Genomic DNA, 21,391 nt, shown 5'->3' with positions numbered 1-21,391 from the left:
GCGGTTTGCGATGCGCAATGGCTCAGAACTTGGCCGACACACTCGCCTGGAAGGTACGGCCCAGCACATAGGTGTTGGTGTCGATCCGGCTGGCATTCAGGGTCTGGAACTCCTGATAGCGCGTGTTGGTCAGGTTGCGGCCTTCCAGCTTGGCTTCGATCTCGTGCCCGAAGACCTTGAAACCCTGGCGGATGACCAGATCGAGCCGGATGCCCGGCTTTTCGATCAGATCGGGCTGGCCGGCCGGGCCGCGGAAGGCGGCGCGGGTGCTGGCATAGTTGAACAGCAACGTCTGCTCCGACAGGCCGTCTTCGTCCTGGAAGCCGAGCTGCAGGTTCACCAGGTGATCGGACTGGCCGGTGAGCGGGCGGCCATCGAGGAAGATGTCCGTCGCCGGAACGATGGCGCCCGACAGCGGGAAGCGGGTGGTATCGCCGGCCTTCACCTGGATCTTCGAATCGGTGAAGGTGTAATTCGCCGAGATGAAGAAGCGGCGGCTGGCGAAGAAATCGCCCCAACCACCCAGATCGAAATATTTCACCGCTTCGATTTCGGCCCCATAAAGCTGGGCCTTCGGCGCGTTGGCGAACGTCGTCTGGAAAGTGCCGCCCTGCACGAAGGCAATGGCGTCGATCGGGTTCTTGATATCCTTGTAGAAGACACCAGCCGACAATTTCTCGTCGCGGCCGAAATACCATTCGTAGCGCGCTTCGGCGTTGATCAGTTCCGAATTGGTCAGGAACTGGTTGCCGAAGCTGAGACGATCGCTTTCGGTGTCGAAATAGGGCTGCGGCGCCAGTTCGCGGAATTGCGGACGCGCGACGGTCTTCGAGACCGCAAACCGCAACTGCATGTCGGCCATGAAATTCCAAGTCAGGGTTGCCGCCGGCAGCCAATAGCCGCGGTTGATGTTGGTCGGCGTGTTGAAGGCCGAACCCGGATTGGAATTGAACACGTCAACCGGCGTCACATTCTGACGGCCGCTTTCATAACGGATGCCGCCAACGATCTGCACGCCATCGGCCGGTTCCATTTCCACCTGTGCATAACCGGCCTGGGTGGTCAGTGCCGCTTCATAGCGCGGCGATACGGTGGAGATCGACTGCAGGTTGATGCCGTAGGTGTAGACGTTGAAATCCGACAGCAGGAAATCCGGCCGTTGCTGCGTCACGCCGCCAGGCAGCGCCGCGTTGGATTGATAGCGATAATCGAAGCGTTCGGAGCTGCGATCGGATTTGGTATAGGCATAGCCGCCGGTGAAGCGCACCGGGAAGGCCCCGTCGCGCACGCGGTAACCAAGATCGATCCCGCCGGCGAGCACATTTTCGTTCAGACGGCTGAACGCCACCGTGCTGGCCTGACCCGGCGAGCGCAGATCGTTGACGAAATCCTTGAACTGCGCCGAGAAGGCATAGTTGTTGTTGCGTTCGTAGGGGGACAGACGCTTGGTGTTGGCATAGGTGCCGCGCAGCTCGAGCGTGAGATTGTCCCACTTGAACTCACCGACCACTTGCGTGTCGATCAACTGGCGGCGGAACAAGGCGGTGGCATTGCGCTGCAACAGGCGATCGTTGCCGACGTTGATATCGTCGGTGCCGGCCTGGATGCGGGCTTCCTTGATGGTGTCGTTCACATACAGGTTCGAAAACCGGATCTTGTGATCACCGAATTCAGCCCCCACGCTGAACAGGCCGTTCAACACGCTGCGAAATTCGGTGGAGGCAAAGTTGAAATCCTGATCGGCGTTCAGCTGCCGCTGGCCGCCGGTGCCGATCGCCACGCCGCCCGACAATTGCTGCTTGCCGGCCTTGGTCTGCCAATCGTTGGAGAAACCGGCGGCAAACACGAAACCGATGCGGCCATCGCCGATATCCCAGGCCCGGCCGCCCGACATGTTGGCACCCCAGTTCACCGGGATATTGTCGTTGCGGAAAATCACGTTGGTTTCCGCATTGGCCAGCGACGCCGTGATCGTCTGCAGTTGGCTCAGCGTGTAATTGCTGCCGACCGCCAAGGCTTTGCCGCTGTCCTGGCTGGCGCGCACGCCGGCTGGAAGATTGCGGATGCCGCTGTCAAAGCCGGTCCAATCGGTGCTGCCGCCGGCATAGACATAGCCGAGCTGCCCCGTGGTGGCGGTGTTGGCACCGATGCTGCCCCCCACGGTGAAGAAGGCTTCTTTCGGCACGGCGCGGGTCGTCAGGTTGATGACGCCGCCGCCGAATTCGCCGGGGAAGTTCACCGAATAGCTTTTCTGGACGATCGAGGAGGCCAGAACGGAGGTCGGGAACAGATCCAGCGGCACCACGCGGCGCAGCGGATCCGGCGACGGGATCGGCAGACCGTTCAGCAGCGCCAGCGAATAGCGTTCGCCCAGGCCACGCACATAAACATAGCGGCCACCCACGACCGACAGGCCGGTGACACGCTTGAGTGCGCCGGCAATGTCGCCTTCACCAGTGCGCGCGATATCGGCTTGGCTCAGCACCGAGACCACTTCGCGGCTGAGCCGCACGGTATTGGGGATGCGGCGACCGATGACGACGATCTCGCTGCCACCGCCGCCGGGAATGGAAACGTCAACCGGCTCTTCTTCGGGCACGGCATCTTCGGCGGCAGGCGGCGCCGGCGGCGCAGCGGGCGCTGCCGCCTGCGCAAACGCCGGGGCGGCCATGCCGGCCAGCATGGTGGTGGAAAGCAGGATGTGCAGCGGCTTTGGCATGTTCATTTTCAAGACCCCCTGGGAACGCCACGTCGCGTGGCTTGGCAAACGGCCGGGGCGGGAAACGCCCCGGCCGTCAGGGTGATCACTGGATCGGGGACGGCGCTGCGGTGCAGGCCGTGGCACCAGCGCCGACGCCGCACGTCCAGCCGGTGTACCAGGTATCAGTGGCGTTGCGGAAGGCACCGACGAAGGTGGTTTCATCGAAGAAGGTGCCGGTGCCGGTGAACGCCGTGCGCGGATTGGTGGCCACGGCGGCGGTTTCGAAGGTGCCGGGCAGGAAGTCGCTGGTCAACGTCAGCGTGACCGGCGGCAGCAGGTTGTTGTTGCCGGTGATCAGCGGCGTGATGTTCGCCACCGGCACGTCGCTTTCGTCACGGGCGGCGGCCGGGCAGCCGAAGATCACCGAACGGAAGATCGGTCCGCCGGCTTCATCGGTTGCAGTGTCGGCGGTGGTCACCGCGGTCTGGTTGCCATCGATGTCGAGGCAGAAGCTGGCCGCGCTGTTGGAAATGATGCCGTTGACCAGGCCGTAATCGGTGCCGCCGCGCAGCAGCACCGAATCAAAGGCGCGGCGGCCTATGAAGGTGAAATTGGCAATGCGCGGGTTGGAACGGGGCGTGCGGGTTTCGTTACCGCCGGTGTCGGCTTCGATGGTGCGGTCACCGCCATTGCTGCGCTGCACGACCAGCACATATTGCATCAGGCCCTTGAAGCCGAGGTCGGTATCTACCGAATCATCGTCGGCGCCGGTGATGACCAAGAACTTGTGGTTGATGCGGCCACCGAACCATTCGATCCCGTCGTCCGAGCTGTTGTGCACCTGGATGTTCTGGGCGAAGCTGCCGGAACCGACACCGGCGAAGGTGATGCCGTTCAGCTCGTTGCCGGGGCTGACTTCGAAGCCCGGGTAGCGAACCTGGACATATTGCATGCGGCCCGAGTTGTCGGACGGCGAACCGCCGCCGTAGAACGCACCGGTCAGGCCTTCCACGGCCGATTGGCAGGAGGCGGTGCCCGGCGTGGCGCCGGCGCCGACGCAGGTGTGGATCGGCGCGCGGCCGAGGACGACGATGCCGCCCCACTGGCCGATCGAGCTGTCATTCACCGTGCCTTCCATGTTGGAACGGCTGGTGAAGATGATCGGGCGGGTGGCGGTGCCTTCCGCGAAAATCTGCGAGCCGCGGTTGATGACCAGCGCATCGGCGCCGGACGAACCGAACACCACCACGCCCGGTTCGATGGTCAGGATGCCCTGGCTGCCACCAGCGGCCGGCGCGCCCGGATCAGAGCCGAGATCGACACCGACGTTGACGCGGCCATTGAGCGAATAGACCACGCCGCGGATGTTGCGCAGCGTCAGGGCACCAGTGACGGTGCCGGAGATGGAGCAGTTGCGCAGGCTGTTGATGACGCCGACATTTGCCGTGCCGGTCGGGCAATCGGCGGCCGGGCCGGTGGGCGTTGGCGTGGGGGTCGGTGTCGGGGTCGGGGCGGGTGCCGGCGCCGGTGCCGGAACGATCAGCGTGCCTTCACCAGGCGAAGCAATGTTGCTGGCACCATCGCAGGCGGCGAGCGCCACAGCCGAACCGATCAGCAACAAGGCACGAAGACGAAGATTCATGGGACACCCCTTTGGCCGTGTGTTGGCATTGTCCGGGGTGCGACGATGGCCAATTGTGTCTGCCCCCGAATTAGGGCCGCAGATAGGCGCGATTCGCGTCACTGAAATTGCATCTGCATTGCAGAAGGATAACAACTATGTTGCAATATGAAGACAGTGACGGCGGAGATGCGCCAGACCCGATCAGGGTTTGACAATGATTTCCATCACTTGACCGCCGCGACGCACCCGCAGGGCCAATTGCCCGTTGGCGGCCAGCTCCTGCGGCAGCTCCATGATCTTTTCTTCAGACATCAGATCAGCGCCATTGGCCGCCAGCAATATGTCATCCGGGCGCAGCCCGGCGCGGGCGAGCAGGGGCAAGCCGGCGAGACTGGTCACCCGCCAGCCATCGAGGCCCTGGGCGCCGCGCAGCGGGGCGGTGGCCAGCAGCCACGGTTTCGGATCGCCACCCGGCGGTGGCGATGGCCCGGCGGCGGCCGTTCTGGGCGCATCGGGAAAGGCCAGGATCTGCTCGCCGCCCGGCCCGGCGAGGATGGCGCGGCCCGGCTCCACCCGCAACAGCCGCAAGCCACCAATATTTGCTGCGTTCAGGCTGCGGCCGGGGCGCAGCAGATATTGCCGGCCGCCGGTGATCACGATGGCCATGCCGCCATCCGGCCCGGTGCGCAAACCGGCCAGGGCGAGATCGGTGGGGGCCGCGACGGCCGCAACAGGGGGCGCCGGTGGCGCAATCGCGGCGGGCGGCGCGGCAATGGTCGCCACCACGGGGGCTTCTGGGGCCATATCCGAACCCGCGCCGCGCAGCAGAAAAACCAGCGCCGCCGCCATCGCCAGCCCGCCGCCAATCGCGATCGCCCATTCGCGAGGGGTGTTCCGGCGCGCCGCCATCACGGGCAGCCGGCCAGGCCCGCCACCGGCAGCACCAGCGCGCTGCCATCGGCTTCGGTGATGGTCAGGCTGCCATCGCGCACCACCGCGCCGCCGGCGGTGGCGGGCAGGATGGTCAACCGCACCTCATAGCTGCGGGTGGCGGATCGGTACCGGCTGACCGGGGCAAAGCCGAGCACGGCCGTGCCTTCGGCGGTGGTGACCGGCAGATCATTGATCTGGCCATCGATCACCAGCCGCAGCAGCGCCGGATTGCGGCCGAGCATGGCGAAGCGCTTCGTGGAGGCGCGGTCCCACAGGAACAGCGCGCATTCGCCGGCGGGCAGCGGCTGCGGCGGCAGTTCGGACAGGCTGGGTGGCAGGCTGGCGGCGGCCAGTTGCGCGGCGATGAGGGCGGCGATCACCATGATGCCTCGCGATTCAGCACAGTCTCTCCATTCACCCGTCCAAAGCCGGCGGCGGCCAGCGCCAGGGTTTCGGCCGGGGCCGCACCGGCGATGGCCAGCCGCGCCTGCCAGCCTTGCGCCGTGAGCGCCAAGTCCAGCCGCACCCGGCCATCCGGGCTGGCCAGCGGCAGCAGCAGCACCGCGCCGTCGCAGCGTGGCGCACCATTTAGGCTGGTCTGTCCGGCCAACGCGATGGCCAGCGTGGCACTCACCTGCCCGGACGCGCTGCGGCAGCGGCCATCGACATCCAGTGTGATGCCGGTGTCGGCCAGGGTGAGGCCGGCCAGGGGCAGGCCGGGCAGGGCGGTGCCGGCGAGCGTGCCGGTCAGGCCCTCGCCGCCGCCGCCCGAAGCGCCCTGGAACAGCCGGCCGGTGACGGCGCCGGCCAATTGCCATTGCAGCCGGCCCTGCACCAGCGCGCCGGGTTGCAGGCTGAGATCGATCGGACCCAGGCGGGCGCTGCCAATGGCGGCACCGTCAAGGCTTGCGCGCCAGATGCTGCCCGATACGCTGGCGGCGGACAGCGGCGGGGCGGGCAGCAGCAGCCGCGCCGGCAACAGGGCGAGCGCGCCGATGGCAAGGCCGGTGAGCAGAGGCCAGACACGCGTCATTGCGAACGCCGCACGGTGAGGCGCACGCGCACCGATTGGTCGGGATTGCGCGTCGCCTCCAGCTGATCGATCACCAGGCCATCGCGCACCTCCAGCCCACTGGCCCAGCCGAGCAGCAGCCGGCCGTTGACTGCAGTGATTTCCACCACCGCCTGGCCCGACCCTTGCGCCTCCAGCCGCGCGGCTTGCAGGCCGGCTTCGGCCAGCCGACGGTTGAGGATGTCCTGCACCGGGACCCCCGTGGCGGCGGGGCGGGCGCGGATGGCCGCGACCAGCGCCTGCGCCTCGGCATGGCGAGCGACGGCGGTGCTGGCGTCTGCTGTCGCCTGCGCGCGCGCGGCACCCAGCGGCCGCAGCACGACCAGCCAGACCAGCACGGCGGCAAGCAGCGCGGCCATGATCGCCAGCAGCGCACGCTCGCGCGGGGTGCGGTCGTTCCACCATGGGGTGAAGACCGTGATCATTTGCTTAACCTCACGTCGGTGATGCTGGCGTCGGCCGTGGCGCGGGTGGCTCCAACGCTGACGGTCAGGCCCGACGGGGCCAGCGCTGACGCCAGCGCCTGGGCTTCGGCCGGGCCGCCGGCCACACCCGCAATCAGCCCGCCGGCCGGCGTGTAGCTGAGGCTGCCGAGCCCGGCACCGGGGCGTGCGGCCAAAGCCTGCACGACCGGCGCGGCCAGGGTTGCCAAGCCGCCATCGGCACCGCGCTGCTGCGCGACGGCCGCCAGGCCGGCCAGCGCTGCCGTGCCATCGCCGGCGCCGCCAATCCCTCCCGGCGCGAGCAGCGGCCGGGCCAGCGCCAGCGTTTCGGCATGGGCCGCACTGGCGGCGGCGCGGGCGCGCAACAGCGCCGCGATATCGCCGGCCAGCCACAGCCCGGCGATGGTCGCCGCCAGCAGCGCCCAGCGCCGCCACAGGCCGGCGGGGGCCTGCCAGCGGGTGACGGTGGCGAAATCGCCGACCAGCAGATCGAGTGCGTCCGGCATGGGCGGGGCCAGCGCGACCTCCGCCACCGCATCGGTGCCGATCAGCGCGGCGGCCAGATCGGACTCGGCCGCGAAGGCGGCAGCCATGCTGCGCGCCACGACGCGCATGCCCTCGCGCGCCACTCCCCAGCCGGCGGACGGCACCGGCAGCAGCAGCGGATCGGGGATGATGCGGCTGGCATTGAGGCCATTGCGCGCCAGTTCGGCCAGCCAGCCGGCCATCACGGTGCGGCTGACCACGGCGACAGCGCGCGGGCCTGAACCTGGTGCGACAGCGATGTGCGGGTCGCTTTCCGCCAGCCGATCCGCCAGCGCCAGCCGGGCGGCAGCGGCGGCCTGTGCCGGTGCCAGATCAGGCAGATCGATCCAGTGCAGCGCCACGTCTTCACCGGGCACGGCGAGCACCAGCGGCACCGCTGGATCGGCAACAGGCCAGCCGGCGGCGCTGGCGATCAGCCGGCCTTCGCCCCAGCGCTGCCAGCGCACCTGTGGTGCGAGATACAGGACAATCATTCGTCGGGCCCCCAGCGCCGCACCACCAGCCGCGCCGGTGCCCGGCCGGCATCGATCAGCCCGGTGGCGGCGATCGGCTGCAATGGATCGAGGCCCGTCACCGTCAACGCCAGCCAGCGATTGCGCAGATCGGGCTGGCGCAAGGCATCGGCGGCCACGGCCCGCCCCGCCAGCAAGGGCTGCGCCCAGAAATCGGCAAGGCTGGCCCAACCGGCGGCGGGCCGTGCCGCGATCGCATCGCGTACCGTGGCCAGTGGCGCACCGATAATCGCCGCCAGCACCGGCGCATCGGCCGGGCGCATCGAATTGAGGTTGGGCCGCGACAATTCGGCTTCGGGCAGCGCGCACACAAAGGGCCGGGCGCGGGCATAGATCGCCGGGGTGACGCCAGCCACCGCGCGCCATTCGGACACTTCGGCCAGCAAGGTCGAGGCGGTGCGATAGGGCGTGGCAGCGCGGGCATAGGCCGGGTCTTCGGCGCCGCCGGGGCCGGGTTGCTGATCAATGTCGATCCAGTCGGCGGTGGCAGCAGCGATGCGGGCGGCCTCTTCGGATGGCACATCCAGGGCGGTGAGCAGGCGGGCGAGTTGTTCGACGCCAAGTGGCCTGGTGACGCTGCGCCCCGGCGCGCCGAGGGCAACGCTGTTGAGGTTGAAGCAATTGCCGCCGGGCGTCACCGCGGCGCGGGCACCGGGGCCAGTGCCGGGGGCCGCGATTTGCAAGCCGGCTTGTGGCAGCGGCACGGCGGGCGAGACGCTGGCAATCGCGACGGTTTCGGCGGCGAGAACGGCGGCTTCCTGGAGGGCACGGCCGTCACGATTGGCCTCCAGCGCGCGGGCGAGGCGCAGCCGGTCGAACAGGCTGGTCGAAAGCGTGGCCAACACGCCGACCAGAACGAGGACGTTGATCAGCGCTGCGCCTTGCTCGTGCTTGGGAACGGAGCGCTTCATGTTGCCCCTCCCGGCCCGATGAGCAGCACATGCCGCACCTGGCCCAGGTCCTTGCCGGCCAGCGTCAATTCGATGGCGCGCGGCAGGGCGGCGGGACTGGTGGCCGCCCAAGTTTCCTGCCAGCCGCTGCGCCCGAACAGGCGCAGCCGGGCGCTGCTGATGCCGCTGGCCAGCACCGTCGCACTGCCCGGCGCGTCGCCATCCAGCATCGACGCGGTACGGCGGATCAGTTTGCCGCCTTCGATGGCCCAGCTCACGCGCTGCAGGCTGGCGCGCGCTGCGCCATCGGGATTGCGCCAGCCGCGTCGGACCAGCGTGAACAGCGCGCCGTCGTTGGCGCTGAAGGCCGGCCGGCTGCGGCCTTCGGCGTCGCGCCACGGCCGGGGAGCGGCCTGGCTGGTATCGGCGCTGAGCAACGCGCGCAGGCGGATGTGCGCTTGAGCATCGTTCAGCAGCACGCGGCTGCTGTCACCGGCCTGCACGGCGCTGCCCAGCAGCACGGTGCCGGCGGCGGCCATCACGCCGAACAGGAACAGGCCGACAAGCAGTTCGATGAGGGTGAAGCCGGATTGGTTCAGCTCCCTCCCCCTTGTGGGGAGGGCGACTCGCGCGAAGCGCGGCGGGGTGGGGGTATGCGTGTGGCCGCACGTGGAACCCCCACCCCGCTCGGCTGGCGCCGAGTCGCCCTCCCCACAAGGGGGAGGGAGTTGAGGAGGCGCACTCGGGATCACTGCCCGCTCCACAGCAATTGGTCGGTCGCGACGATCTGCCCGGCATCACCGCGCACCTCAACGGTCACCACTTGCGTGCCCGGCACCGGGCCGGGCGCCACCCGGCGCTGCCAGGGCCAGTCGCGCTGGCCGGCGCGTTCGCGGCCCTGATCGGCGGCGGGGGCGGTGGGGGACAGCATGGCCTCCAGCGTCTGGTTGCGCGCCACCGTGGCCGCATATTGCCGATCGGCCAGATGCACGGCGCCCGACAGCGACAGGCCAGAGAGCCGCACCAGCGCGACCGCAGCCATGGCGAAAATGGCCAGCGCGACCATCACCTCGATCAGGCTGAAGCCCCCAGAGCGGACGTCATGCTGCACCGGCACGCACGCCTCCTGCAGCATCGATGGTCACGGCCGCCGCGCTGCCATCGGCGCTGATCAACAGTCGTGCCGGGGTGGCGAGGCCGGTGGAATCGAAATCGATGTTGGTCACCGGCAGCGCCATCCCGGCGGGCAGTGCGGTGGGCTTCAGGTTCGGATCGGGCAGCCATGCGTTCCCGCTGGCCAGTCGCAGCACCTGCCAGCCGGCCACGTCTGTCGCCAGTCGCACCGCGCAGCCGCAACTGATCGCCAGATCGCGCGCCGCGGCGGCATGGGCAGCGAGCCGGTCGGCCTGACGGCGCACATCGCCACCCGGCGCCGGCAACGACAACAGCAATGCCGCGCTGGCCATGCCGATGATCAGCATGGCCACGGTGAGTTCCACCAGGGTGAAGCCGGCTTGGTGAAGCTCCCTCCCCCCTGAGGGGAGGGCGACTCGCGCCCCTTGGCGCGAGCGGGGTGGGGGTTGCGCATGCCGAAACGACAGGCGCGAACCCCCACCCCGCTCGGCTGCCGCCGAGTCGCCCTCCCCGCAAGGGGGAGGGAGTTGGTGCGCATTAGAGGTTCCAGTTGCCGATGTCATCGGCCTCCCCTCCCGGGCCGCTGGTGCCGTCCGGCCCCATCGACCATATGTCGAAGGCACCGTGGCGGCCGGGGCTGGCATATTGATAGGGGTGGCCCCAGGGATCATCGGGCAGGCGCGTCAGGTAGCCGCCGGGGCGATAGCGATCGGGGTTGCCAAGATCGGCAGGTGCGGCCTTCAGCGCGGCGAGGCCCTGCGGGGTGCTGGGAAACACCATGGTATCGGCCTTGTAACTGGTGAGCGCGGTTTCCAGTGCGGCAATGTCGGCACGGGCGCGGGTGAGGGCGGCCTTGTCGACATTGGGCAGCACGTTGATCACCACCACGGTGGTGAGGATGCCGATGATGACGATCACCACCATCAGCTCGATCAGCGTGAAGCCGTTGGGTTTGGGGCGATTGCGAAGTTTCATGCGCCGGCCAGACTCTCGAGTTGCAGGATGGGCAGCAGGATGGCGAGCACGATGATCGCCACTGCGCCGCCCATCACCAGGATGATCGCCGGTTCCAGCACGGCGAGGCCGGTGCGGGTGACGGCATCATATTCGCGCTCCAGCGCCTCGGCGCCGCGTTCCAGCATGGTATCGAGCCGCCCGGCGCTTTCGCCGCCGGCCACCATGGCGACCAGCAACGGCGGCAGCACCGCAGCACGCTTCATGGCGGTGGTCAGGCTGGCGCCTTCCCTGACGTCGCTGGCCATGTCGGCGACGCGCATCCGGATGGCGTGGTTGCCGATGGTGGGCAGGGTGAGCATCAGGCCATCGACCAGCGGCAGGCGGCTGGCGACCATCATCGCCAGCGTGCGTGCCAGCCGCGCGGCCGCCAGATCACGCAGCAGGCGCCCCACGATGGGCAGCCGCAGCAGCCAGCTGTCGAAGCGCAGCCGGAAATCCGCATCCTGCAGCGCCCGGCCGAACAAGGCCGCACCGCCGGCAATGAGGATCAGGATCAGCCACCAGAAACGGGCGAGGCCGGCCGAAAGCGCCATGACGATGCGGGTGAGCAGCGGCAGGGTCTGGCCGATGTCGGCAAATTGCCGGGCAATGGTGGGGACAACAAAGGCCATCAGCGCGCCGACTGCCAAGGTGGCGACGATGGCCAGCGCCGCCGGATAGGCCAGCGCCGATTGCACCCGGCCCTTCAGTTCGGCCTGGCGTTCGAGCAGATTGGCGAGACGTTCGAGCACGGCGGGCAACGTGCCGGCGCCTTCCCCGGCGGCGACCATGGCGCGGTAGATCGGCGGGAAGCTGCCGGGGGCCAGGCTCATCGCGTCCGAAAGGCGGCGGCCTTCGACGACGGCACCGTGCACGCTGGCCAGCACGGCCTTGCTGCGGTCCGATTCGGTTTGGCGCACGATGGTGCGCAAGGCTTCTTCCAGCGGGGCAACGCTGGCCAATGTGGCGAGCTGGCGCGTGAACAGCACCAGTGCCGAGGGCTTGAGCTTGCCGCTGATGCGGGTTTCGGCTGGCGTGGCGACGGCAGTGGCCGGTTCGAGCTTGGTGGCAAACAGCTTGCGTTCCAGCAGATCGGCGCGGGCGGCTTCCGGGGTCGGCGCGGCGAGGCGGCCGGCGCGCGGGCGGCCGGCGATATCGAGCGCTTCGTAGCGCCAGTCAGCCATCTGCCGGCTCCAGTTCCGGCAAGCCCATCACGCGCAGCGCTTCGGCCGCGGTGGTCAGGCCATCGATCACGGCCTGGCGGGCGATGGCGGCCAGGCCGGGGCTTCCCGCGGCCTCGGCGAGTTCGACCGCGCTGGCGCCGGCGTGGATGCGGGTGGCGAGCGCATCGGTCATGCGGATGATTTCGAACAGGCCGACCCGGCCCTGCCATCCCGTGTGGTTGCAGGCGGTGCAGCCGTCTGCGTGCCAGATCGGATCGCCAGCGGTCAGGCCCAGGCTGCTGGCTGCGCCGGCATCGGCGGGCCGGCTGGTGCGGCACGACGGGCACAGGCGACGCACCAGCCGCTGCGCCACCACGGCGCGCAGCGTGGCAGCGAGCAGGAACGGCTCCACGCCGAAATCGCGCAGCCGCGTGATGGCGCTGGCGGCATCATTGGTGTGCAGCGACGACAGCACCAGATGCCCGGTGAGCGCGGCCTGCACGGCGATGCCGGCGGTTTCGCCATCGCGGATTTCGCCGACCATCACCACGTCCGGATCCTGGCGCAGGATGGCGCGCAGGCCGGCGGCAAAGCTGAGGCCGACGCGGGCATTCACCTGCGTCTGGCCGATGCCATCGACGGCATATTCCACCGGGTCTTCCACTGTGAGGATATTGCGGCGGCCATCGTTGAGCAATTTCAGGCCGGCATAGAGCGTGGTGGTCTTGCCGCTGCCGGTGGGCCCCGTCACCAGCACCAGGCCGTTGGGTTCGGCCAGCGCGGCGCGCAAGCTCGCGTCGATGGCGGCGGGCATGCCGAGCCCGACCAGATCGATGCCGGCATTGTCCTTATCGAGCAGGCGCAGCACGACGCGTTCGCCGCCGCGCGCCGGCAGGGTGGAGACGCGCACATCCAACCGCTTGCCGCCCAGCGCCAGTTCCATGCGGCCATCCTGCGGCAGGCGCCGTTCGGCGATATCCAGCCGCGCCATCACCTTGATGCGGCTGGCCAGCAGCGGCGCGACGCCGGGCGGCAGGCGGTGCAGCTCGCGCAGCTCGCCATCCAGCCGCATGCGGACGACCAGGCCGGTTTCAAACGGCTCGATATGGATATCCGACGCCTTCAGGCGGGCGGCCTCCGCAATCAACCCGTTGATCAGGCGGATGGCGGGCGCTTCGTCGTCGCTGGCCAGCAGATCCTCGGCGGACGGCAGATCATCGGACAGGGCGGCAAGATCATCGGCACCGCCGGCATAGGCGGTGGCGGCATAATGATCCTGCAACAGGCGATCATATTCGGCGGCGCCAACCTCGCGGATGCGCAGCGGCCGGCCGGCAAGGCGGCGTACTTCGCTGAGCGCCGACACGCTGCTGCCCGCGCGGCGGGCGACATCGGCCACATCGCCGAGCGCCGTGACGATGACCCCTTGCGCGCGCGCGAAGCCGTAGGAGAGGGTGGGCGCGGTCATGGTTTCGGTGGTTCGGCCGGCGGGGCTGGCGGGTTTCCGGGCGGGGTGGCCTTCAGATAATCACGCACCAGCGCATCAAGGCTGGTGGCGGCGCTGCCTTCGCGGCTGGCCTGTTCGGCGCGCACATATTGATAACGGTCGCCGGCAATGCGCGCCGCATCCTCGGCATTGCGGATGATGGTCGGGCGGATGAACACCATCAGATTGGTCTTGGTGCGATTGCGCGATTTCGATCGGAACAAATTGCCGAGGAAGGGGATATCGCCGAGCAGCGGCACTTTCTCGATGGCGCGGCGTTCATTTTCGTCGATCAGGCCGCCCAGCGCGATGATCTGGCCGTCGTCCACCGTCACCGTCGTGCTGATCTCGCGCTTGTTGAGGATCAGATCGGGGATGTTGGCGGTCACCACCGCCGATGCGATGCTGCTCACCTCTTGCCGGAGGCTCAGCTTGATGGTGTTGCCGGCGTTGATCTGCGGGCGCACATCCAGCACGATGCCGACATCCTGGCGCTGCACGGTGCGAAACGCATTGTCGAAATTGTTCGAAAGCGCCTGGCCGGTGGCGATCGGCACATTCTGGCCGACCAGGATATGCGCCTGCTGATTGTCCAGCGCCATCACCGACGGGGTGGACAGTACATTGGAGGCGGTATCGGCCTTCACCGCATTGACGACAAAGCCGAACACGGCGCCGCTGCCGAGATTGCCGCCAAAGCCGAACTGGCCGCCGTTGGCGTTCAGCAGGCTGTTCACCGCCGCGGTGCGCAGCGCCACCGACGTGCTGTTGTCCTGACCATAGCGGCGTTCCGACACGATGGCGCCGGCGACCGACAGCAGATTGGGCGCGGCGTTGCTGTAGTTGGTGACCGAGAAGGGGATGTTGCTCCCCCCGGTGCCCGACAGCAGGAATTGCACGCCCAGGCGCTGCGCGGCGATGTCGCTGATTTCGACGATGACGGCCTCGACCAGCACCTGTTCACGGCGCACATCGAGTTGGCGGATGACCTCGCCCAGCCGGCGCTGCACATCGGCGGGTGCGGCGATCACCAGCGCGTTGGCGCCTTCATAGCGCGCGATCACCGCCTGGCCGCGGCCGATGCTGGCGCCGGGCACGAAGCCGCTGGTGCCCAAGGATCCGCCGGTGGTCGGCGTCGGTTGCGGCGCGCTGTTCTGTTGCTGCGGCGGCTGGCCGGCGGTTTGCGCGCCGTTGCCGCCAAGCTGGCTCTGCATCGGCAATGCCAGCGGCGCGGCCTGGCTGGCCGGGCTGACCGGTTGGCCGACAAGCTGTTGCAACACCGGCACCAGTTTCTCGGCATCGGCATGATTCAGGAAAATCACCCGCACATCGGCACCGGCCGCGGCCGCCTGATCAAGATCGCCGACAATGCGGGCCAGCTTGGCGAGGGTGGCGGGATCACCGCGCAGCACGAGGCTGTTGCTGGCATCGACCGGTGCCACTTGCCAGCCCCGCCCTTCGGCGCTGCCTTGCGCCACCTGGGAAAGGCTGGTGGCGATCTCGCGCGCGCCGGCGTGCTTGAGCGCGATCACCCGCACGGCGGCGCGATCCTGATCGATCTGCCGGGCAATGGCGCGCACGCGGGCAACATTGTCGGCATAATCCGCGACGATCACCGCGTTGCCGGCGCGATTCGCCGTCACCTGGCCTTCGCGGCTGACCAGCGGCCGCAGCGTTTCGATGGCGCTGGCGGCATCGATGAAGCTGAGATTGATGACGATGGTTTCAAAACGGTCGCGCCCGGTGCCGCCCGAAGGCTGGGTGGCGGCGCCATCGGCCGGCGCGACGCGAAACGCGCCGCCGGCTGCCGGTGTGACCACCAGGCCATTGGCGCGCAGCGTCGACAGGAACAGCTCGAAATAACCGGCCTGATCGAGCGGGCGTTCGGACACGACCGTCACCTTGCCCTGCACGCGCGGATCGATGATGAAGCTGCGCCCGGTGGCGCGCGCCACATCCTGGATATAGGCGCGCACATCCGCATCGCGCAGATTGACCGTCTGTTGGGCAAGCAGCGGTGCCGCGATGAGATGCGCGGCGAGCAGCAGCGGGATGATCCGGCGCTTCATTTTGCTTGCGCTCCGGTCGGCGTGGCGGGCGGGGCCTGCAGTGGCGGCGGCGCGACCTGCACGGCCGGTTGCGTGGTCGGCGCTGCGGCATCGCTGGGCGATTGATCAATATACAGGGTTTCGCGCGCGCCGCCGCGGTCCAGAACCACCGATTCGAATTCCACCGCCACCAATTTCACCCCCGGCATGATCTCGTCGCCTACTGCAAAGCTCTGCTGGCGGCCATCGGGCGTGGCGATGATCGCCGATCCGCGCGCGCTGGCGGCGTCCACCCGGGTGCCGACCAGCGCCAGATCGAGACCCGACACCGCATCGGGTGCGGCCGTGCCCTGCGGGAAGAACGGATCGCTGCCCGCCAGCGCCAGCGGCGATGCCGTCGCCGTGGCGGAACGCAGGGGCGGACTGGGGGGCGGCGCGCCCAACGGCCCGGCCGGCGTGACCGCCAGCCAGATGGCGCGGGCCAGCACGATGCCGGCGACGCTCCAGCCGAGGGTTTCGGCGACAGCAAGCGCGAGCGGCATCCGGCTGTGATTGGCGATCAGCTTCTGCACCCCCACACACTCCATCGGACGGGCCGGGAATCCAAGCCGGATTCGAAGCGAGAGCTTGCCCTATCGGCTGCGTGTGACGGTATGGTTACAGCATTGTGACGGGATGGGGGTGCGCCTGATCTTGGACCACTGGAAGATGCAGGGGCCACACGCAATGATCCTCCCCTGAGAGGAGAGGAGCAGGAAAAGAGGCGCTTGATGTCGGTTATTCCGCCTTGGAGCCGAACCCGCGCCGCGCGGTGGTTTTCACCGGCTTCACCTCGCCCGGATACATCAGCCGCAAGGATGCCGGCGCGCCGCAGGATTTGATCAATTTCTCCACAATCAGCTTGCGGGTCTGGATCAGCGAGACGGAGGTGAAGGGGATCACGCGCTCCTTCGCCACTTCATCGGCGGTGAACGGCTTGGCGGTGGCCGGCGCGGTGCCGCCGCCCAGCCCGAACACCATGAAGTTCATCAGATCGGCCAGTTGTTCATTGTCGGTGATGCGCGACCGGGCGATGTTGGGCAGGCGCGCCAGATAGGATCGGCCTTCGGGCAGGCACATGAACCAGCCGACGCGGCCGCCAATGGTGGGCAGATCGGCCGGCGCGGCATAGCCATGGATGCCGTGGCAGCCGCCGCAATGTTCGACATAATCGGATTGCGCCTGGGTCATTTCCGCCGGATATTGAAACGGCGTGCCCTTGGGCGGCGGCGCGGCAAAGGCTGGAATCGTCGCGCCGGGGGGGGGCGGGGCAGCGCTGACTGCGGGGGCAACGGCGAACATCGCCATCGCCGCCAGCGCCAGACACCGCCCCGGATGCATTACTGCGCCTTTCCGACCAGCACGGCAGTGGAGCAGTGATATTCCATGCTGCTGGTGCCGAAGCACCAGATGACGTTGTTGTTGAGCTGCGGCATGTACAACTGGGTTTCGCGATCGGTGTTGTCGCAGCCGCACTGGCCGCAACCCGATTTGCCGCAGCAATCGCGATAGGCGATCAGATAGGCATTGCCGTCATCGGGATTGATGCAGGTGCCAACCCACGACACCGGCGATGGCTCGGTGCCGGCCGGGCAGCTCGCCGCGGTGCCGCCGCAGCAGCTGCACAGCGAACCATCGATGGCGCAATAACGCCAATATGTGCACTTGGTGTCGTCCTTGGTCTGCGCGTTGCGGGCAAAGGCCGTCTTGGCTTCCGGCGTGCGGTCCGGCTTGGCGGCGTTGGCGCGGCTGACGGGCAGCAGCGGGAACACCGGTGCTGCGACGATGGTGGCGCCCAGCTTGGTGATGAAGGAGCGGCGCGAAGTGCTGCCGGCGAACTTGCGCAGCAGTTTTTCGCCCAGCGCATCCATGTTGAACTTGCTCATGTCGTGTCCCCCTTGGCTAGCCGGTTGTCACGCTGTCGCCGCGGCGTGCGGTTTGGCGGGTGCCGGCTTCAGACCGGCAATATAATCCTGAACGCTCGCCACGCCCATTTCGTGGCTGACGATCAGACTTTCGAGATGTTCGCGGCTGTTGACCAGCCCCTTGGCCAGAATCTTGCCGGCCCCGTCCATCAACACGGCGTGCGGCAGCTTGTCGACTTCGAACAGGCGGCCGACCTCATCACTGTTGATGAACGGATAGGCATCAAGCCCCTGCGCTGTCACCAGTGATTGCTGGATCGCCGGTGTGTCATCGCCCACGAACACCAGGCTGATGCGTTCGGCGGCGGCAAAGCTTTTCGCGACCGGGATCAGCGATTTGCACATCGGGCACTGCGCCGAAACGAACATCAGCAAGCGCAAAGACGCCGTGGCCGAGACGCCGCCAACCGTATAGGGCCGGCCATCCAGCGTGGTGACGGCGAGCGGCGGCGCAACATCGCCCACCGCCGGGCCGCGATTGGCATCCAGTGCGCCGGCCGGGGCCACGCGCACATGCAGCACGCCAACCTGCCGGGCCAGCGCCAGGCCCGCGACGCCCAGTGCAATCAGCACCAGCCATTGCAGCGCTTCGTTGATGATCAGCAGGGTGAACATGAAAAGCGAAACCTCTTGAATATCAACCGCGCGCCCGGCCGGGGGCCAGCCCGGCCACGGCGTTCAGCGTGGTGAACAACAGCAGCAACATATAGACCGCAATCCCAGCCACCAGCGCGACGGCCAGATCGGCGCCTGCCAGCGACGATGCGTTCCCCGTTGCAAGCAACGGCAACAGCCCGGCGGCGAGCACGACATTGCGCATCACCTGCCCCCAGCCCAGTTGCTGGCGCAAGGCCGCATGGCCGCAGCCGCAATCAATGTGGCGGCGGCCGCGCTGGATGTTGACGGCCATCGCCGCCGCAAACACCAGCAGCAACAGCACCGCCGCGAGCGGTGCAATCGGCGGCATGGCGGCCACCAGACCGAGCAGCAACAGAACGGCAATCACCAATTCCGCCACCGGCAACAGCGCCGCCGCCGGTGCGACCAGTGCGCTGGGCAGCAGGCGATAATTGGCAATCACGCCGGGCAGCAGCGCGCGGTGGCGCAGCTTGTCAACGCCCGCAACCAGAAACAGCAGCGCAACCACGACGCCGGCCGCGCTGCTGATGATCAAGAGGATGCTGCTGCCCAAGCGAGGCTCACTGCCCGTCGAAGGTGTGGATCACGCCGCCGCCGGCGCGTTTCAGTTCATGCTTCTGTTCATAGGTCGTGCCATCCATCACGATCACCATGCCTTCATCGCCCGCCATGAAGATCAGCGGCTTGTCATCCTGGGTGATGTTGATGTTGCTGGCCTTTTCCTTCAGCGGCACGCGCTTGACGATCTTGCGGGCCGCCAGATCGACCACCCACAATTCCTCGCCGTCTTCCTTCTGGGTCCAATATTCGCCGCGGTGCATCAGCACATAAAGCATGCCGGTTTTCTTGTGCAGCGCGGTCAATTGGCGGCCGCCGGGAAACCAGTTGATGTCGAGCGGCTTGGTATCACCGGGGCGCAGGCCGGCGGCGGCCTGCAGCGACCAGGCATCGCCGACCACCGGGGCGGCGCCGAGCGTCGCGGTGCGCACCAGGCCGGTGTAGGTCACGAACACGGCGGTTTTTTTGGCGCGATCATAGACATAGGAGTCAAAGACCGGATCTTCGGCCGCCTTGAAGAACGGGGCGGTGTGGGTGATCACCGGCGTCTTGCCGGTCAGCGTGGCGGTGGCGATGGTGCCATCGCTGCACAATGCCGAAAAGCCGACGCCGGCCACCGGCACGAAGCTGGCGCAGCCAGGCAGCTCCACGACCTGGACCATCTTCTTCTTTTCCAGATCGACGACGTTCACCGATGATGCCGGGCTGAAATTATAGACGAACGCCGTCTTGCCATCATCACTGATCTGAAAATTGTTGCTCTGCGCGCCGATGATCAACCGGCCCGGCATCGGGATTTCGGTGATCAGATTGAGCGTGGCGGGATCATAGACCGCGATGAAATCCTGGCGGGTGCCGCGGTTGATCTTGGTCCAGATGGTTTCGGAGACGTACCAGGCCTTCTTCGTCGGATCGAGCGCCAAATCCGACCATTGCGAGGTGCTCAGCTGCCCGACCATCTTGCCGGTGTCGCCATCGAAGATGCGGGTGCCGCCGGCGCCCCAGCCGCCACGGAAAATGCCCCAGTGCGGCGATGCGGCGGGCAATTTGCTGGTGAAGGGCGTTTCCGGCTCCAGGCCGGGGGTGGAGGTGGTTGGCGCAGCCGACGCGGCGCTTTGCGCCATGGCGCCACTGGCGGCCAGAACGCCGATCACCACGGCGGTTGCCAGGCTGGTTGCCCGCACTGAAATATATGTGGTTTTCATGATCGCACCTGTCCCCCAAACCCGTCTGAAAAACGCACCCTCGCGCGACTCACCTAAATGCTTCGGTGCCATGCCGCGTTCCTGATGGATGCTGGACGGGCGTCAAGTATTCGTCAAGCCGTCCTGCACTGCCTGAATTGCGTAGGCGATGGTTCGGGTGCGTTTCGGCTTGCGTGCTCATGCGAAGCGCTGGATCTCGGCCGGGGTGACCGTCTTGGCCAGATGCACCAGCGCGGTGACGGCCAGCGCCTTCATCTGCGGCATCTGGTGGGCCCAGGGCTTGCCATGGCCGGCGAAGATGGTGGTGCCTTCCATGCTGGCGCTGATGAAGCGGGCGACGATGTCCACATCTTGCGCCGTCAGCGCTGGATTGAGCGGCGCGATGGCAGACCCCAGATTGCGGTGGGCACGTCTGTAAAAGGCCGCGACGCGATCGGCGACGAAGCTGTCGTGATTGGCCAGCGCCCATAATTCGGTGAAGACATGGGTGGTGCGCTTGGTGCCGATGTCGTCCAGCACGATCTCGATGGTGATGCGCAACTGGTCTTCCGGGCTGAGGCCGGGCTGCCGGGCGGTGTTGTCGAGCAATTGCTCGTAATAGTCGAGCAGATCGTCAAGCAGCAGCTGGATCAGCAATTCCTTGCGGGCGAAATGATAGGAGACATTGCCGACCTTCATGCCGCAGCGTGCAGCGATGCGGCGGAAGGTGAACGCACTGGCGCCTTCGTCGATCAGCACGGCCAGCGCGGCATCAAGGATCAGTTCGACGGTCTCGGCGCCGCGCGTGTAGACGCCCGGTCGGCTGGAGGGCCGGCTGGGCGGGCGGTCGGGAGCGGCCTCCAGGATGGCGTCGCCTCTTTTTTCGTTCATCGAAGGAAACTACGCCGGGTGACGTATGCCGTCCAGTGCAGCGCTTGACCAAAGCTTGATGACTGTCCAGTATTCGACCGTGATTGCGCCGCGGCATGGCGGCATCGGCAAGCGGGGATCGACTGTGACGTCTGCGAAGAATCTGGTGTTGGCGCTGGTCGCCGTGTTGGCCACGCCGGCGGCTGCGGCCGATCCCAAGGCGGCCGCCAAGGCAGCTTTCGTGGCACGCTGCGGCATGTGCCATCAGGCGACAGGCGACGGCCTGGCTGGGCAGTTTCCCAAGCTTTCGGGGCGGGCCGCAGCGATCGCGCAGACGCCGGCCGGGCGCCGTTACCTGGCCCGGGTGGTGCTGGGCGGCATGGCCGGGCCGATCGAGATCGATGGCGTCAAGCTCAATGGCGTGATGCCGGGCATGGCGTCGATGTCGGATGCCGAAATCGCCGAAATCCTCAGCCATGTCGTCACCCTGGGCAAGCCGGCCAAGCCGGCCAAGCCGTTCAAGGCCGAAGACATCACGGCGGCGCGGGCCGAAGGCGGCGCGAACATGTCCAGCAACAAGGCACTGCGCCTGCAGATGGTCGCCGACGGCGTCGTGAAATAACGCAGG

The 21,391-nt window shown here is 67.6% G+C and carries 23 protein-coding genes; 1 reads left to right on the top strand and 22 read right to left on the bottom strand.

What is annotated here, in order from left to right:
- Positions 1-22 precede the first annotated feature (22 nt).
- From ABWP22_RS07215 to ABWP22_RS07110, 22 genes are all read right to left on the bottom strand, one after another.
- The gene (locus ABWP22_RS07215) at positions 23-2,725 is read right to left on the bottom strand and encodes a TonB-dependent receptor domain-containing protein (RefSeq protein ID WP_353199282.1); all 2,703 of its coding nucleotides are present in this window, start codon (positions 2,723-2,725) and stop codon (positions 23-25) included.
- Between the two features lie 79 nt (positions 2,726-2,804).
- Positions 2,805-4,343, bottom strand: a complete 1,539-nt coding sequence (locus ABWP22_RS07210) for a beta-helix domain-containing protein (protein ID WP_353199281.1) — start codon at positions 4,341-4,343, stop codon at positions 2,805-2,807.
- 183 nt (positions 4,344-4,526) lie between these two features.
- Positions 4,527-5,234, bottom strand: a complete 708-nt coding sequence (locus ABWP22_RS07205) for a hypothetical protein (RefSeq protein WP_353199280.1) — start codon at positions 5,232-5,234, stop codon at positions 4,527-4,529.
- The gene (locus tag ABWP22_RS07200; protein WP_353199279.1) at positions 5,234-5,638 is read right to left on the bottom strand and encodes a hypothetical protein; all 405 of its coding nucleotides are present in this window, start codon (positions 5,636-5,638) and stop codon (positions 5,234-5,236) included. The genes ABWP22_RS07205 and ABWP22_RS07200 overlap by 1 nt, the downstream gene beginning before the upstream one ends.
- The gene (gspN, locus tag ABWP22_RS07195; protein ID WP_353199278.1) at positions 5,635-6,291 is read right to left on the bottom strand and encodes a type II secretion system protein N; all 657 of its coding nucleotides are present in this window, start codon (positions 6,289-6,291) and stop codon (positions 5,635-5,637) included. Before gspN ends, ABWP22_RS07200 begins: the two co-directional genes overlap by 4 nt.
- Positions 6,288-6,755, bottom strand: a complete 468-nt coding sequence (gspM, locus tag ABWP22_RS07190) for a type II secretion system protein GspM (RefSeq protein WP_353199277.1) — start codon at positions 6,753-6,755, stop codon at positions 6,288-6,290. Before gspM ends, gspN begins: the two co-directional genes overlap by 4 nt.
- Positions 6,752-7,792 (bottom strand): type II secretion system protein GspL, encoded by a 1,041-nt coding sequence (gene gspL / locus ABWP22_RS07185; protein ID WP_353199276.1) that lies wholly within the window; start codon positions 7,790-7,792, stop codon positions 6,752-6,754. The genes gspM and gspL overlap by 4 nt, the downstream gene beginning before the upstream one ends.
- On the bottom strand, positions 7,789-8,742 hold the full coding sequence (gspK, locus tag ABWP22_RS07180) for a type II secretion system minor pseudopilin GspK (RefSeq protein ID WP_353199275.1): 954 nt from the start codon (positions 8,740-8,742) through the stop codon (positions 7,789-7,791). Before gspK ends, gspL begins: the two co-directional genes overlap by 4 nt.
- Positions 8,739-9,473, bottom strand: coding sequence for a type II secretion system minor pseudopilin GspJ (gene gspJ, locus ABWP22_RS07175; protein ID WP_353199274.1), 735 nt, complete (start codon positions 9,471-9,473; stop codon positions 8,739-8,741). Before gspJ ends, gspK begins: the two co-directional genes overlap by 4 nt.
- Positions 9,470-9,838, bottom strand: a complete 369-nt coding sequence (gene gspI, locus ABWP22_RS07170; protein ID WP_353199273.1) for a type II secretion system minor pseudopilin GspI — start codon at positions 9,836-9,838, stop codon at positions 9,470-9,472. Before gspI ends, gspJ begins: the two co-directional genes overlap by 4 nt.
- Positions 9,822-10,418 (bottom strand): GspH/FimT family pseudopilin, encoded by a 597-nt coding sequence (locus ABWP22_RS07165; protein WP_353199272.1) that lies wholly within the window; start codon positions 10,416-10,418, stop codon positions 9,822-9,824. The genes gspI and ABWP22_RS07165 overlap by 17 nt, the downstream gene beginning before the upstream one ends.
- Positions 10,393-10,830: a type II secretion system major pseudopilin GspG gene (gene gspG / locus ABWP22_RS07160; RefSeq protein WP_353199271.1), complete on the bottom strand. Its 438-nt coding sequence runs from the start codon at positions 10,828-10,830 to the stop codon at positions 10,393-10,395. Before gspG ends, ABWP22_RS07165 begins: the two co-directional genes overlap by 26 nt.
- Complete coding sequence (gene gspF / locus ABWP22_RS07155; protein WP_353199270.1) at positions 10,827-12,035, bottom strand: type II secretion system inner membrane protein GspF; 1,209 nt, start codon at positions 12,033-12,035, stop codon at positions 10,827-10,829. Before gspF ends, gspG begins: the two co-directional genes overlap by 4 nt.
- A complete protein-coding gene (locus tag ABWP22_RS07150; protein WP_353199269.1) occupies positions 12,028-13,482 on the bottom strand; it encodes a GspE/PulE family protein in 1,455 nt (484 codons plus the stop codon). The genes gspF and ABWP22_RS07150 overlap by 8 nt, the downstream gene beginning before the upstream one ends.
- Positions 13,479-15,569: a type II secretion system secretin GspD gene (gene gspD, locus ABWP22_RS07145; RefSeq protein WP_353199268.1), complete on the bottom strand. Its 2,091-nt coding sequence runs from the start codon at positions 15,567-15,569 to the stop codon at positions 13,479-13,481. The genes ABWP22_RS07150 and gspD overlap by 4 nt, the downstream gene beginning before the upstream one ends.
- Entirely contained in the window at positions 15,566-16,120 is a 555-nt protein-coding gene (locus ABWP22_RS07140; protein ID WP_353199267.1) for a type II secretion system protein N, read from the bottom strand. The genes gspD and ABWP22_RS07140 overlap by 4 nt, the downstream gene beginning before the upstream one ends.
- Positions 16,121-16,325: 205 nt before the next feature.
- Entirely contained in the window at positions 16,326-16,928 is a 603-nt protein-coding gene (locus ABWP22_RS07135) for a c-type cytochrome (protein WP_353199266.1), read from the bottom strand.
- Complete coding sequence (locus tag ABWP22_RS07130) at positions 16,928-17,473, bottom strand: methylamine dehydrogenase light chain (RefSeq protein WP_353199265.1); 546 nt, start codon at positions 17,471-17,473, stop codon at positions 16,928-16,930. The genes ABWP22_RS07135 and ABWP22_RS07130 overlap by 1 nt, the downstream gene beginning before the upstream one ends.
- Positions 17,474-17,500: 27 nt before the next feature.
- Positions 17,501-18,127 carry a thioredoxin domain-containing protein gene (locus ABWP22_RS07125; RefSeq protein ID WP_353199264.1) on the bottom strand — a complete coding sequence of 209 codons (627 nt, stop codon included), beginning with the start codon at positions 18,125-18,127 and terminating at the stop codon, positions 17,501-17,503.
- 22 nt (positions 18,128-18,149) lie between these two features.
- Positions 18,150-18,686, bottom strand: a complete 537-nt coding sequence (locus ABWP22_RS07120; RefSeq protein ID WP_353199263.1) for a MauE/DoxX family redox-associated membrane protein — start codon at positions 18,684-18,686, stop codon at positions 18,150-18,152.
- 25 nt (positions 18,687-18,711) lie between these two features.
- Entirely contained in the window at positions 18,712-19,914 is a 1,203-nt protein-coding gene (locus tag ABWP22_RS07115; protein ID WP_353199262.1) for an amine dehydrogenase large subunit, read from the bottom strand.
- Between the two features lie 177 nt (positions 19,915-20,091).
- A complete protein-coding gene (locus tag ABWP22_RS07110) occupies positions 20,092-20,784 on the bottom strand; it encodes a TetR/AcrR family transcriptional regulator (protein ID WP_353199261.1) in 693 nt (230 codons plus the stop codon).
- 58 nt (positions 20,785-20,842) lie between these two features.
- Here ABWP22_RS07110 and ABWP22_RS07105 point away from each other — a divergent pair, with 58 nt between their 5' ends.
- Positions 20,843-21,385, top strand: coding sequence for a c-type cytochrome (locus tag ABWP22_RS07105; protein WP_353199260.1), 543 nt, complete (start codon positions 20,843-20,845; stop codon positions 21,383-21,385).
- Positions 21,386-21,391 lie beyond the last annotated feature (6 nt).

Origin of the sequence: Sandarakinorhabdus sp. (assembly GCF_040398665.1) — a bacterium.
Taxonomy (GTDB): domain Bacteria; phylum Pseudomonadota; class Alphaproteobacteria; order Sphingomonadales; family Sphingomonadaceae; genus Sandarakinorhabdus.
The sequence above is the reverse complement of the archived record's forward strand: the minus strand, read 5'-3'. Positions and strand labels throughout refer to the sequence as shown.

Coding starts and splice junctions, on each gene's coding strand:
- ABWP22_RS07115 (WP_353199262.1), bottom strand. CDS start 19,914: ATGAAAACCACATATATTTCAGTGCGGGCAACCAGCCTGGCAACCGCC.
- gspG (WP_353199271.1), bottom strand. CDS start 10,830: ATGAAACTTCGCAATCGCCCCAAACCCAACGGCTTCACGCTGATCGAG.
- ABWP22_RS07135 (WP_353199266.1), bottom strand. CDS start 16,928: ATGCATCCGGGGCGGTGTCTGGCGCTGGCGGCGATGGCGATGTTCGCC.
- ABWP22_RS07205 (WP_353199280.1), bottom strand. CDS start 5,234: ATGGCGGCGCGCCGGAACACCCCTCGCGAATGGGCGATCGCGATTGGC.
- gspF (WP_353199270.1), bottom strand. CDS start 12,035: ATGGCTGACTGGCGCTACGAAGCGCTCGATATCGCCGGCCGCCCGCGC.
- ABWP22_RS07105 (WP_353199260.1), top strand. CDS start 20,843: ATGACTGTCCAGTATTCGACCGTGATTGCGCCGCGGCATGGCGGCATC.
- ABWP22_RS07165 (WP_353199272.1), bottom strand. CDS start 10,418: ATGACATCGGCAACTGGAACCTCTAATGCGCACCAACTCCCTCCCCCT.
- gspN (WP_353199278.1), bottom strand. CDS start 6,291: ATGACGCGTGTCTGGCCTCTGCTCACCGGCCTTGCCATCGGCGCGCTC.
- ABWP22_RS07215 (WP_353199282.1), bottom strand. CDS start 2,725: ATGAACATGCCAAAGCCGCTGCACATCCTGCTTTCCACCACCATGCTG.
- gspD (WP_353199268.1), bottom strand. CDS start 15,569: ATGAAGCGCCGGATCATCCCGCTGCTGCTCGCCGCGCATCTCATCGCG.
- ABWP22_RS07150 (WP_353199269.1), bottom strand. CDS start 13,482: ATGACCGCGCCCACCCTCTCCTACGGCTTCGCGCGCGCGCAAGGGGTC.
- ABWP22_RS07125 (WP_353199264.1), bottom strand. CDS start 18,127: ATGTTCACCCTGCTGATCATCAACGAAGCGCTGCAATGGCTGGTGCTG.
- gspM (WP_353199277.1), bottom strand. CDS start 6,755: ATGATCACGGTCTTCACCCCATGGTGGAACGACCGCACCCCGCGCGAG.
- gspL (WP_353199276.1), bottom strand. CDS start 7,792: ATGATTGTCCTGTATCTCGCACCACAGGTGCGCTGGCAGCGCTGGGGC.
- ABWP22_RS07210 (WP_353199281.1), bottom strand. CDS start 4,343: ATGAATCTTCGTCTTCGTGCCTTGTTGCTGATCGGTTCGGCTGTGGCG.
- ABWP22_RS07110 (WP_353199261.1), bottom strand. CDS start 20,784: ATGAACGAAAAAAGAGGCGACGCCATCCTGGAGGCCGCTCCCGACCGC.
- ABWP22_RS07130 (WP_353199265.1), bottom strand. CDS start 17,473: ATGAGCAAGTTCAACATGGATGCGCTGGGCGAAAAACTGCTGCGCAAG.
- gspK (WP_353199275.1), bottom strand. CDS start 8,742: ATGAAGCGCTCCGTTCCCAAGCACGAGCAAGGCGCAGCGCTGATCAAC.